Source organism: Oceanobacillus sp. GQ8, assembly GCF_059758495.1.
This window is the reverse complement of record NZ_JCAXEV010000001.1, coordinates 263,087-276,594: the sequence shown is the minus strand read 5'-3', so window position 1 is coordinate 276,594 and position 13,508 is coordinate 263,087. Positions and strand designations below refer to the sequence as shown.

The following is a 13,508-nucleotide window of genomic DNA, read 5'->3' as shown; positions in this document are numbered from 1 at the left end:
TTTCTGGCTTAAATAGCAATAATTAATCCAGAAAGCGTATAATAGATAAAAAAGCAAAACATAACGTTTGGATTAAGAGCGTTTTTAAGTGAATAACAGTCTTTAACTGAATAATTAATAATTTTGAATAATTAATCAAAAAAGTAAGATTGTAATTTAATGGAAGTGTATGGAGACCATATGCCTGATTCTTTTTATCTAATTTTGTTTTGGAGTAAAAATAAACCGGGATTGTAACAAAAATGTAATATTTAAAAGGAGAAAAATTGAAGTTTAATACCTGTTGTAGAATAAAAAATGTGTAGTAGCATTACCTATTACCCTTTTAGAAAGTGCCAGGTGTTTTCGAGATTAATAATATATACCCAGATAAAAAACTTCTAAACAGTAAAATTGGTTCATAATTAATCAACTTGAATATGTTACGATTAATTACATACTATTACAATTCGTTTAAGGAGGGATTTATCAAGTGAAATGTAACCATTGTGGTGCCGCTTTAAAAAGCAATACGAGTAAATTTTGCCCTGAATGTGGAGCAGATCTTACAGAACAAATTGTAAAGGCAAAAAGAAGAAGTAAAAAGATTTTATTCATCATTGTCCCCGTTCTGGTTCTCGTTGCGGTACTTTCTGTTTTCTTTTTTATTGCGAAGGGGAAATTCACACCAGAAAATACTGTAGCTTCGTTTGAAGAGGCAGTTGAACAGGAAGATGCCGGCATGTTAGTTGATTTGTTAACTCCAGCACACGATTCTCTTGAAATCACGGAAGAGAATACTGCTCTATTCATAACCTATCTAAAGGATCACCCTACTGCGTATGAAGAGCTTTTAAGTAGACTACATAACCAGGTAGAATTCATCAAGTCCACGCCTGAAAAAAGTAATGGGACAGCCTACTTAGATGATATGTATGGAACCGTTAATATCAGACAAGACGGCAAAGAATGGCTCCTATTTGATGGCTACCAGTTACAAGTCGTACCAGCATTTATTAAATTAAATACAGCAAATAAAGATGTTGAATTACTTATAAACGGAGAAGTAGCGGGAACATCAACTGAAGAAGATTTTACGGATACATACGGACCGTTTATGCCTGGATCCTATGAAGCAATGGCCAACTTTAAAAATGATTATTCTCAAGTAGAGGAAAAAGTAGAAATAGAACTCTTTACAATGAGACAGGACACCGTAGAGGAGTCTTTTAAGTTACCAATAAGCGAGATTTCTGTTGAATCCTTATTAGATGGCTATACGTTAGCTCTCAACGGGGAGAAAACTGATATTGAAATACAAGAGGGAGAACAGACTGTGGGAACATTCCCAACAGATGGGTCAGTTTCTTATTCTTTCCATAAAGATTTCCCTTGGGGAGAGGTAAGCAGTGAGGAAGAACCATTGGAAAGTAATTATGTTGGACTTGATACAGTAAATGCGTTAACGCCTGAAATGGAAACAAACATAATGGAACAACTTAATACTACAATTGCGGAGTACCATCAGGCATTAGCTGAAAAGGACGTATCCATAATGAAAACTGGTGTTACCAATAAAATGAAGGATACACTAAAGGAGAGACAGGCAAATACTGCAAAAAAGTATCCTGAATATCAAGGTAAACTTATACGCGCAGAATATGACCTCTCTAACATCTCAAACCCTGTATTCGACGAGGAATTAGATGCCTACACGATAACAATGAGAGCCCACTATATTTTTTATGAACCAGTGGAAAACCTTGGGTGGTTACTAGCTGACTGGGAGAAAGATGAATATACGCGTAGTAGAGAATTAGAGTTAGTTTACGATGAGGATGCGGAGCAATGGAAACTGGATACTTATGAAAACGAGTATTTTATAATTACTTCAAGTTTCGAAAAAGCATTCGATTTATAGTTAAATAAATTTATAATTGTTAAACATAAAAAAAGCGGGGACGCACCCCGCTTTTTCTCTATTCTACTTTTGTAATTTTAACCTGAATGTCTCCACCAGGTGTTGCAACTGAAACTTCTGTACCTATTTCATGTCCTAAAAGACTTTTCGCCATCGGAGAATCGTTCGAGATCTTCCCTTCAAACGGATCGGCTTCTGCACTACCTACAATAGTATACGTTTCTTCATCACCATCTGGTAGTTCTTGAAACGTTACAGATTTACCTAGTGAAACAATGTCTGGGTTATCGTTATCATTTTCTATAATAACAGCATTGCGTATCATTTTTTCAACTTGAGCAATTCTAGATTCAACAAAGGCTTGGTCGTCTTTTGCTGCATCGTACTCGGAGTTCTCAGAAAGATCACCAAAGTCACGAGCAACTTTAATCCGTTCCACAACCTCTTGTCTACGCTCTGTTTTTAAATGATGTAATTCCTGTTCTAACTTTTCTTTCCCCTCTTGTGTCATATAAAAGCTTTTCTCTATTGCCATTAAAAAAACACTCCTTTTCTGACTTCCTTGGAAATGATTAGCTATATCAATTGAGAATAATTCTCATGATAAGTAAAAATATACTAAACAATACTATGGCAGATTTTATTTATATTTTCAATAGTTTTCTTATTATTTTCTAAAATTTTCCTTAGTTTGTCTTTCTGATTGTATAAAATTTTACTTAAGTTGCTTGTTTTTTTCTAATATATTTTCAATTTTTGTTGCCATAAGATCTATTGCAACATGATTCTGCCCACCCTCTGGAATAATAATATCGGCATAACGCTTCGTTGGCTCAATAAATTGCAGGTGAGATGGGCGGACATTTTGGATATATTGATCAATCACGGAATCAAGTGTTCTGCCGCGCTCCTTAATATCCCTTAATAGTCTACGAATAATTCGTAAATCAGCATCCGTATCAACAAATACCTTTATATCCATCAAATCAACCAGTCTAGGGTCCTCAAGAATTAAGATTCCCTCCAGGATGATAACTTCTTTAGGCTCTACAGGAATTACATCACTTGAACGTGTGTGTAGCTTATAATCATAAACAGGCTTTTCTATTGGTTTATTTCTTAATAACTCGTGTAAATGTTCAATTAATAAGTCATTATCAAACGCTAAAGGGTGGTCATAGTTTGTGTTTAACCGCTCCTCTAGTGGTAGATCACTTTGGTCCTTATAGTAATAATCTTGCTCAATAACGAGCACCGTTTTATCGGTAAAGCGCTGGGATATAGATCTAGTAACAGAAGTTTTTCCACTACCACTTCCCCCTGCTACACCAATTACTACTGGTCTGTCTTGCATTCTTTGTTACTCCTTTCAGGGCTTTCGTACACTAATTGCTACCCCATCACCTATGGGAACAATAGACGTTGTGAAGTGTGGGTGCTGCATTAGCCATTCGTTGTAATCAATAATTTTACCCACCATTTTTTTATATCGACCAGTTGCCTTCTCAGGCTCAGCGACATACCCTTTGAATAATACATTATCTGAAAGAATTACGCCACCCGTAGATAACATTGGACTAGCTAGCTCGAAAAATCGCTTATATTGTCCTTTTGCTGCATCGATAAATACTAAATCAAACATCCCATCCAATTTAGGGATTTCTTCCAAGGCATCACCAAGAATAACAGAGATATTATTCTCTTTTCCTAGCTGACGGATTCTCTCTAAAGCCTGTTTATATCTTTCTTCATCACGTTCGATCGTAACAATGCTTGCTTCTGGGTTTGCTTGTAGCATACGTAATGCAGAGTATCCAATAGCCGTACCAATCTCTAATATTCTTTTTGGTTGATTCATGCGAATTAATTGAGTTACAAAATGCATACTGACTTTATCCATAATTGGGACATGGTCAGTAATCGCCTCCGCTTCCATCTCTTCTATCCATGCTTCTTTTGTTGGTAACAGGTCAATTAAATAGTTGTTCATTTCTTCTTTCAGATACATGCAACTACCTCTTTTCCTTAAACTCTAACTCATTACATTTAAAACTTGTTACTTTGCTATAAAGACTTATATTGTCTCGTTGTGTTAGAAAAACTCGTATTCGCTCATCTTTTTAGCCAATGTGTCCGTTTTTCTTATACTTGGGACTTCAAAATTTTAACTACGTCGTTATTTCTCCCTAGCTAAAATTTTATACTTTCCAAATGTGTAAAAAAGGGAAATGTGAACGTCTCATTCACACTCCCTATTAGATTTAATTAATATGTTCATCCTTATATTCCAAATGCTCTTCGTAGGTCTCGGCGTAATAGATATCGCCTTCCCCATCATGTAAAAAATAAAGAAAATCTGAATCCTCAGGATGTAATGCAGCATCCAGTGAGCTCTCTGCAAAATTGCCAATTGGCCCTACAGGAAGTGCGTCTACATAGTACGTATTATAAGGCGATTCAATTTCTAGGTCTTTATTCAGTACTTTATCTTTATGTTCTCCCAGAGCGTATAGAACAGTCGGGTCTGTCTGAAGCTTCATCCCCTCTTCCATCCGGTTTATGAATACTCCAGAAATTTTCTTGCGTTGTTCCTCATTTCCAGATTCCTTTTCAACCAATGACGCATAGGTTAACACCTCATGGAGGCTAAAATCGGACTCATTAATCGCCTCTCGGTATTCTGCAATAACGGAGTCTGTTTTATTCAACATTTCTTTGACCACTGCTTCTACGGATGGCGAATCGACATAGAAATTATACGTTGCGGCAAACAAATATCCTTCTAGAGGTGTCTTTATCTCTGGGTCAAGGATGTCTTCTGTTAGTATCGAAGGATATGCTTCGATAAGTTGCTCAATGTATGCCTGATCATTTACAGTGTTTAAAAAGTCTTCTTTTGTAAACGATAGTTCCTTGGCATATATTTCAGCAATTTCCTCAATCGTTTTACCCTCAGGAACAGTAACAGTATGTACCGGCTCCGCAATTACTCGGCCTTCTTTCAGTGATTCAATTATTTCATCAATTGACATAGACGGTGTGAATGTATATTCCCCAGCTTGAAAGTCTGATTCGTTTTTAAACTTTATATAAAAACGAAATATCCGCTCATCTTTAATAATCCCATTATCTTCAAGAATTGCAGCAATAGTAGAGGTTGAAGAACCAATTGGTATATCAACGGTAACCTCTTCATCACTAGAAGGATCCACAGGTTCTAATGCAGATTTAACATACAAATAGCCGGATATACTACCAATTATAAGTATAAGAAGCAATGAAATGATAATGATTGCTACAATCTTTCTCACCGTTTTAGCTTCTTCACTTCGAGCAATGAGATTGTCCTTAAAATTGCCATTCTTTTTCTTCTTGGACATTAAGTATCCCCCTCTCATCCGCTATATTATACTAAAATATACGATTATATGCCATTATAATCCTACAATTCGACAGGTACGGGTTATATTTCTTATTGCTATTGCCTAAGGAATTAACATAATCATACAAGATATATTACTTCCCATTCCGCTTTCATAAGTAGATATAGACACATTTGAGGGAATTATTGTAGAAAATGAGTACAGCGAAATGAATAATTGTATGTCTCTATTGAGCTCATAGACGATAAAAAATAATAGTACTCAAAAAAAGCTGGTGCCCCTTATTAGGACACCAGCAGTTTGTGCATTTTTTAGGATTCGTTCTCTTCATCTGCAAGTGTGTGTAACATTTCTTCAACCATTTCCCATTCTTCATCTGATTCGATTGGGAATAAAGATAAGTCATCATCATCTTTTGACTTCTCTTCATAACGGAAAGCATATACTTCAACTTCCTCGTCTTCTGACTGTTCCACTGGTGTAACAGCGATGTACGAATGACTTGTTTTGTCTACATCAAAAGTAAATAAAACCTCAAATAAATGTTCTTCCCCGTTTTCGTCCGGTATTATGATACGCTCTTTTTCTTCTAGTGCCATTTATATCACTCCTTTATTTTTGATTTAGAAAGCCTTGCAAAATCATCACGGCAGCCATCTTATCGATAACTTTCTTCCTTTTCTTCCTACTCATGTCTGCTTCCAAAAGAACACGTTCAGCAGCTACAGTCGTTAGACGTTCATCCCATAATACGGTATCAATGTGATGGGTTTTTTCGATATGTTCTGCATAACGCTGAGATGCTTCGCCACGTTCCCCAATAGAACCATTCATATTTTTAGGAAGGCCAATAACAGCTTTTCCAATTTCGTTCTCTGCTATAATTTCTGCAAGTTTTGAGTCTGCAGAAGTAATGCTCTCTTCGTTCCATTCGATTGTAGTTAGCCCTTGAGCAGTCCAACCAAACGCGTCACTTACAGCAACACCGATTGTTTTGGATCCTACATCCAGTCCTAGTATTTTCATTTAGTTATTCCTTTGCTGTTGTTCTAAATAAAATTTGACCAGCTCTTCTATGACTTCATCCCGCTCAATTTTACGGATCAAATTCCTTGCATCATTGTAGCGCGGGATATATGCAGGATCACCTGATAGTAAATAACCCACAATCTGATTGATCGGATTATATCCTTTTTCACGTAGCGCTTCATGCACGGTAAAAAGAATTTCCTTTATATCCTGATCAAAAGGTTCCTCCGAAAAATTAAATTTCATCGTTTTATCAATTGAGCTCATCATGACACCTCGATCTTAGAATAACACTTTGTTCCTGCTTTGATTAATAGATTTGTTCTACTCAAACCAGTTTGTAACCAGATTTTCCCGAACCTGTCACCGTTAAATTCATTCTAACATGTCTGTGTGTTTCATTATACTTATTCCTATCGCTCGTTACAAGCTGAAAGGAAATTATTTCAGATTATCCGCAATATATTCGCTCGTTACAGATAGAGCCTCACCGATTTTGCTAGTGTCTTTTCCACCAGCTTGTGCCATATCTGGGCGGCCACCGCCACCACCGCCACAAATTCCTGCTGCTAACTTGATAAGTTGTCCAGCCTGTAAGCCGCGTTCAATTAAATCTTTGGAAACACCTGAAGCTAGCTGCACTTTTCCATTATTTTCTGCTGCTAATAAAATGACACCAGATCCTAGTTTTTGTTTTAATTCATCAACCATGTTCCGTAACTGGTTCATATCTTTTACATTTACTTTTTGAGCAAGAAACGGGACATCTTGGCTTTTTTCTACTTTATCTAAAATGGAAGAAGCCTCTACATTGGAAAGTTTCGCGTTCAATGATTCATTTTCCTTCTGTAGTGTCCGAATTTCCTGGAATAGACCATTAATACGCTCTGGAACGTTTTCATCTGTTGATTTCACTTGACTTGCAGCCTCTCTTAATACATGCAGCTTACTATTCAGGAATGTGTAAGCATGCTTGCTCGTAACTGCTTCAATTCTTCTTGTTCCTGCCCCAATCCCACTTTCTGAGCTGATCTTAAACAGACCAATCTCTGACGTATTGGAAACATGACAGCCACCGCATAGTTCAATACTATAGTCTTCCATTTGTACAACCCTAACAACATCACCATATTTCTCACCAAACAGGGCCATTGCCCCCATTTCTTTGGCTTCGTCCTTCTGCATCGTCTCAATCTTAACCGGCATAGATTCCCATATTTTTTCATTTACAATTGTTTCAATTTGCTGTAATTCTTCATCTGTCACTGCGCTAAAATGAGAAAAGTCAAAGCGCAGTCGATCTGGACTCACAAGGGAACCAGCTTGATTAACATAATCACCTAGTACATCCTTCAATGCTTGGTGTAGCAAGTGTGTTGCAGTATGGTTTTTCACCACTGCCGCCCTAAACGGATTATCTATTTTCGCTTTGAGGCTATCCCCAGTACGAAGCTCTCCTTCAGTTACTGTTACATGGTGAACATGCTGGCCTTTTGGCGCTTTTTGAACATCCTTTACATAAGCAGTCCCTTTTTCTGAATAAAGCCAGCCTTTATCCGCTACCTGTCCACCACTTTCGGCATAAAACGGGGTGCGATCAAGTAGTAAAAAGACTTCCTCGCCCTCTTGGGCTACATTTGTTCTTTCATTCTCATTAATAATGGCAGCAAGTTTTGTTTCTTTTTCCAGCTCGTTATAGCCGACAAATTCACTTTCTACCTCTATATCTCCTAAAAGGCTATCTTGAACCTGCATAGAATCTACTTTCTGACGGGCATTTCTTGCACGTTCACGCTGTTTCTTCATCTCTTTTTCAAAGCCTTCAAGGTCGATCGTAAATCCTTGTTCTTCCACATACTCTTCCGTTAATTCTTTAGGAAAACCGTACGTGTCATAAAGACGGAAGACTTCTACCCCTGGAAAGACATTGCTACCCTTTGTTTTTTCTTTTTTAATGATCGTACTTAAAATCTCTAGGCCATCATTTAAGGTTTCATGGAAACGTGTTTCCTCAACTTTTATGATATTCTCAATCAGTTCACGTTGTTTTAACACTTCTGGATAAAAATCCTTCATGATGTTGCCTACTGTTTCGACAAGTCCGAACATAAATGGTTTTTCTATGCCAATCTCTTTAGCAAATCGCACGGCACGACGTAATAGTCTTCTAAGAACATAGCCTCTCCCTTCATTTGAAGGAACTGCTCCATCGCCTATAGCAAAGCTGACTGTACGGACGTGGTCGGCAATCACTTTAAATGCTGTATCGCCTGTCTTTGTCTTTCCATACTTGGTGTTCGCAAGTTCTTCGGTTTTCCGGATAATAGGCATAAACAAATCTGTTTCAAAGTTAGTAGGAACATCCTGGATAACCGAAACCATTCTTTCTAGTCCCATGCCTGTATCAATGTTTTTCTTAGGTAAAGGGGTGTACGTATCATCTGGATTATGGTTAAACTGAGAAAACACTAAATTCCATATTTCTAAATAGCGATCATTTTCTCCACCAGGATATAGTTCAGGATCTTTGGGATCGTTTCCGTATTTTTCTCCTCTATCATAGAAGATCTCTGTGTTTGGACCACTTGGACCCTCCCCAATGTCCCAGAAATTTTCCTCTAAACGAATGATGCGTTCTTCTGGGATCTTTATGTCATGTAGCCAAATATCAAATGCTTCATCATCTTCTGGATGAACAGTAACAGAGAGCAATGCTGGATCAAACCCAATCCATTTACTGCTCGTTAAAAATTCCCATGCCCACTCAATTGCCTCTTTTTTAAAATAATCCCCTATTGAGAAATTACCCAGCATTTCAAAAAAAGTATGGTGTCTTGCTGTGAAACCAACATTTTCGATATCATTGGTTCGGATAGATTTTTGGGCATTTACAAGCCGAGGGTTATCTGGAATCACCCTACCATCAAAATATTTTTTCAGTGTAGCTACCCCACTATTAATCCATAGCAATGTCGGATCCTCTTGTGGAACGAGTGATGCACTTGGTTCAACACGATGCCCTTTTTCCTTAAAGAAATCGATATACATTTGCCTTACTTCTGCAGATGTTAACTGTTTCATCCATATACCTCCTATGTGTTTTATAAAAAACAAAAAAACCCCTCTCTGCACAATGCAGGGACGAGTTTCGTTCGCGGTACCACCCTAATTACAAATAAGTACAAGACTTATTCATCACTTGATCATGGTAACGGTATGAAACCGACGGGGATTAACCGCACTCTGGTTTAGCATTCCATGCGTCCTATTCAGGTTTTCTTTCAGCCAAGGAAAACCCTCTCTTATCAATCGACCTTCATGTACTTGGAACCTTCTACGTATTGGTTTTATTGTTATTAAACTATGCACAGTTTTTTATTATAGTTCAGCGATATTATAGAAAACATTGTAGCCAATGTCAAGAAAAAGCCTAGACATCGGGTAAAAGGGTAACAACGGAATTAGATAATCTCTTGCCAGATCCCACTGAAACCGTTAAACATCATCCAAGTTAATGCTCTGTATGGAGCAAATGCTTTATGATGACCTTGGACGTTGTAAAGACAGGTACAGCAAGAATCATACCAAGTACCCCAAACAACTGTCCGCCAAGTAATAATGCAAATATAATGGCAATGGGGTGCATATTTATGCTTTTCCCAACAATATACGGTGCAAGTAAATTACTTTCAATCAATTGCAGTACAAACACGGATAGGATAACAAATAAAACCATTTTCCCCGACATTGTTAATGCGATTGCTACGGCAGGAACTGCCCCAATGATTGGACCAAAATAAGGAATGATATTTGTAATTCCCATAATGAGTGCTAAGAGGAGGGCATACTGCAACCCAAGTAATTGAAATAGAATAAAAGAGGTTATGCTCACAAATAGACAAACAATTAACTGACCTCGAATGTAATTGCCAATTGTTTCATCTACCGCTCTTACCATTTTACCTGTCCTAGACTTATACTTTTCCGGAATATATCTTTTAATATAGGATTTAATTTTAGTATCATCCTTGAGAAAATAGAATACAAGAACCGGAATAACCGTTATGACGACAATCATATCAAATATCTTTGTCGTACTTTCTATTATATTTGAAAGCAAACCATTCACAAAACCTTCGAGTCGAATAATAAGCTCATCAATTTTATCATGGACCGTTTCAGGTAAGAAGGAAGTATATTCATACATTTGATAGATAAGTTTTTCATACATGCTAATAAATTGTGGAAGCTGTTCATTTAGATCCCTGATTTGGAGTAGCATAACTGGAAAAATGCGATAGACTAAGTAACCCACACCTCCGAAGAATAATAAGTAAATAAGTAAGATTGCCAAGCCTCGTGGAATTCCTAAGCCGTGAATCCGATTTATCACAGGATAAAGCAAGTATGCAATGAAACAAGCAATGATAAAAGGTGCTAATAAATGCCATAAAAAAGAAAATACAGCTCCGTACAATGGAAACAACTTTACCATTAAATAAACAAATAAAAAAAGAAAAATACCAAAGATTAACCAGTAGAGAATAGTCAATCCCTTCCTGTCTTTGAACATAGTCCGTCCCCCTCGCATACTACATACTTCATTTAATGCTTCAGGTGACTACCAATGTATTTTTCTTTCTTCCTGGGAGAAAAGATCATCTAGCGAACTAAGCGAGCCATCTGCTTCAACCTGGTGAACTTTTAGCTCATCATTGACGACCGCCATTTCAATAAAACAAGTCCAACAATAATATTGTTGTACGCCAATTTTACCAATATCCCTGCCATTACAATTCGGACAACGCATTAACTCAAGCCCCTTTAACATAAAACTTATTAAGCTAGGCTTTCCCAAATTGTAACAAATTATACATTACATAAAGTCATACGGCGAAATTTCCTCTTCTTCGTGTTCTTCACTTACATCTAATGGTTTTTCAAGTCGTGCTTGCAGTTGTTCTTTTAAAGCTGAATAGCGTTTATTTGTATCCATTGTTTCAATGCCGCGAATGAACGCACGCTGTTCCCCACAAATAATAAGGGATTGTTTACTACGGGTAATTGCTGTATATAACAAATTCTTGCGTAGCATTCGGTTATACGCAGACACTACTGGTAAAATTACGATCGGAAATTCACTACCTTGTGATTTATGAATCGAAATACAGTAGGCATGCATAATATTTGTGTAGTCTTTCCTTTCATACACCACTTCTTTTTCATCATAGACGATGACGAGTTGTTCCACATTATCTGTGTTTTCATCTTCCGTAAAAATGGCCACAACCTCACCAATGTCACCATTATATACGCCATCTTCAGGTTGGTTAACGAGCTGAATCACTTTGTCTCCTACACGAAATACTGCATCCTGTGTTCGTACCTCTCGCTTTTGCGGAGTTTTCGGATTCACCAATTTCTGAAGTTCCTTGTTAATCATCGTTATGCCAGCCTGTGAGCGATACATTGGTGCAAGCACCTGAATATCACGGACTTCAATTCCTTTGTCCATTGCCTTAGAAAAAATCTTTACGATAACGTCTAGCAGCTGCGGCTCATAGCAAGAAATATAGCTAAAATCCTTATCATTTTCCAGGTTGGTCGCCTGGTCATTTTTTATTTCGTGAGCAAGCTGAATAATTTTTGATCCTTCTTTTTGCCGATAAACCTCGGTTAGACGTACAAAAGGAATATTTCCACTGCTAAGCAAATCAGATAGGACTTGACCAGGACCGACAGAAGGAAGCTGGTCCTCGTCCCCTACTATTAACACCTGCATGTTTTTAGGGATAGCTTTAAACAAACTGTTCGCAAGCCAAATATCTACCATAGAAAATTCATCGATAATTAGAAATTTCCCATCAAGTTGTTCGCTTTCTCCTTTTTCAAAACCGCTTACTCCGTCCCAGCCAAGCAAGCGATGAATGGTAACGGCAGGAAGTCCAGTTGATTCTGTTAAACGCTTTGCAGCACGGCCAGTTGGTGCCGTAAGAATAAACGGATACTCCGAGCGATCCTGGTAGTCCTCTTTGTTTAACGAGAGATTATGGATGGAGGCATAAGCATTTAAAATACCTTTCACAACAGTTGTTTTCCCTGTCCCTGGCCCACCAGTTAATATCATCATTTTGGAATGGATTGCCTGATTGATCGCTTCAAACTGTTCCTTCCCATAGCTCAAAACTTCCTCTTCTTCCATCGATCCGATGATTTTCATTAATTCTGCGGTTGGTGTCTCATGATCTGTCTCTTCACTCATAATGCGTTTTACCTGTGCTGCAAAACCATCTTCTGCATAATAAAGGGAAGGCAAATAAACATTGCCTTCTTGAAGGATAATCTTTTTCTCAGTATTTAACTCTGTCAATCTGTTGTGAATGACTTCATGTGTTAAGTCCACTGTTGCTAGCAAATCGAGAACCCTGGTAGTACATTCATCCATTGGCATATAAACGTTGCCTTCTTGAACGCTTTTTTGCAACACATAAATACAGCCTGCTCCAATACGATTAGGATGTGTGGGGGCAAGTCCATTTCTTCCGGCTATTTCATCAGCTGTTTGAAAGCCAAAGCCTTCAATATCAAAAACATAACGATATGGGTCCTCTTCCAAAATATCAATTGCTTCTTCTTTATACGCCTGATAAATTTTTTGTGCCATTTTTAGACCAATATGGTAGGTTGCAAGATGAACAACAACATGTTCAAAACCCTGGTTCTCTTGCAACGTTCTAGCAAGAGATTCTGCCTTCTCTTTTTTTATCCCTGGGACGCCCTCTAAAACTTTAGGGTCATTCAAGATTTTCGAAATAGCACTTTCTCCAAGCTTCCCAACTATTTTTTCGGCTGTTTTTTCGCCAATCCCGTAAAAAATATCGCTGGATAGATACGCCACCAACCCATCCTTCGTATCTGGAATAAACGTTTTATAGGAATGAACATTATACTGCATTCCGAATTTAGCATGCTTCTCAAATTCTCCATAAAAAAAGTAGGGTGTATTTTCCTGGAGAGTGGAAAAATACCCCTTTGCCACAACATCCTTCTCTTGAAAATCTTCATCTGTTTCCAGTATTCTAATCTTTGCAATAGAAAAATGCTCTGTCTCATTATGAAAAATGGTGTAGACTAGTTCTCCTTTTATATAGCCAACTTTTTCTTCCTCGGAATGCCTGCCCATTTCCATTTAACAC

The 13,508-nt window shown here is 37.6% G+C and carries 12 protein-coding genes; 1 reads left to right on the top strand and 11 read right to left on the bottom strand.

Translation table 11 applies throughout. From position 1 onward, the window contains the following. The first annotated feature begins 472 nt into the window (after window positions 1-472). Window positions 473-1,900 carry a zinc ribbon domain-containing protein gene (locus AC6CHS_RS01440; protein WP_498233692.1) on the top strand — a complete coding sequence of 476 codons (1,428 nt, stop codon included), beginning with the start codon at window positions 473-475 and terminating at the stop codon, window positions 1,898-1,900. Window positions 1,901-1,958: 58 nt separating this feature from the next. On the opposite strand, the gene greA is transcribed toward AC6CHS_RS01440, so the two are convergent. From greA to recD2, 11 genes are all read right to left on the bottom strand, one after another. After that, window positions 1,959-2,435: a transcription elongation factor GreA gene (gene greA, locus AC6CHS_RS01435; protein WP_036572387.1), complete on the bottom strand. Its 477-nt coding sequence runs from the start codon at window positions 2,433-2,435 to the stop codon at window positions 1,959-1,961. 180 nt (window positions 2,436-2,615) lie between these two features. Further along, window positions 2,616-3,254, bottom strand: coding sequence for a uridine kinase (udk, locus tag AC6CHS_RS01430; RefSeq protein WP_058949349.1), 639 nt, complete (start codon window positions 3,252-3,254; stop codon window positions 2,616-2,618). Between the two features lie 15 nt (window positions 3,255-3,269). After that, window positions 3,270-3,908 (bottom strand): O-methyltransferase, encoded by a 639-nt coding sequence (locus tag AC6CHS_RS01425; RefSeq protein ID WP_498233691.1) that lies wholly within the window; start codon window positions 3,906-3,908, stop codon window positions 3,270-3,272. Window positions 3,909-4,161: 253 nt separating this feature from the next. Further along, window positions 4,162-5,280 carry an endolytic transglycosylase MltG gene (gene mltG, locus AC6CHS_RS01420; protein WP_498233690.1) on the bottom strand — a complete coding sequence of 373 codons (1,119 nt, stop codon included), beginning with the start codon at window positions 5,278-5,280 and terminating at the stop codon, window positions 4,162-4,164. Between the two features lie 314 nt (window positions 5,281-5,594). Next, the gene (locus tag AC6CHS_RS01415; protein ID WP_106897016.1) at window positions 5,595-5,882 is read right to left on the bottom strand and encodes a DUF1292 domain-containing protein; all 288 of its coding nucleotides are present in this window, start codon (window positions 5,880-5,882) and stop codon (window positions 5,595-5,597) included. Between the two features lie 13 nt (window positions 5,883-5,895). Further along, the gene (gene ruvX / locus AC6CHS_RS01410) at window positions 5,896-6,309 is read right to left on the bottom strand and encodes a Holliday junction resolvase RuvX (RefSeq protein WP_036572377.1); all 414 of its coding nucleotides are present in this window, start codon (window positions 6,307-6,309) and stop codon (window positions 5,896-5,898) included. Further along, the gene (locus tag AC6CHS_RS01405; RefSeq protein WP_036572375.1) at window positions 6,310-6,579 is read right to left on the bottom strand and encodes an IreB family regulatory phosphoprotein; all 270 of its coding nucleotides are present in this window, start codon (window positions 6,577-6,579) and stop codon (window positions 6,310-6,312) included. A gap of 174 nt (window positions 6,580-6,753) precedes the next feature. After that, window positions 6,754-9,393, bottom strand: coding sequence for an alanine--tRNA ligase (alaS, locus tag AC6CHS_RS01400; protein ID WP_498233689.1), 2,640 nt, complete (start codon window positions 9,391-9,393; stop codon window positions 6,754-6,756). 430 nt (window positions 9,394-9,823) lie between these two features. After that, a complete protein-coding gene (locus AC6CHS_RS01395; protein ID WP_498233688.1) occupies window positions 9,824-10,885 on the bottom strand; it encodes an AI-2E family transporter in 1,062 nt (353 codons plus the stop codon). Between the two features lie 48 nt (window positions 10,886-10,933). After that, the gene (locus tag AC6CHS_RS01390; RefSeq protein ID WP_498233687.1) at window positions 10,934-11,122 is read right to left on the bottom strand and encodes a YrzR-like zinc ribbon domain; all 189 of its coding nucleotides are present in this window, start codon (window positions 11,120-11,122) and stop codon (window positions 10,934-10,936) included. Window positions 11,123-11,188: 66 nt separating this feature from the next. Beyond that, on the bottom strand, window positions 11,189-13,501 hold the full coding sequence (recD2, locus tag AC6CHS_RS01385) for an SF1B family DNA helicase RecD2 (protein WP_498233686.1): 2,313 nt from the start codon (window positions 13,499-13,501) through the stop codon (window positions 11,189-11,191). Window positions 13,502-13,508 lie beyond the last annotated feature (7 nt).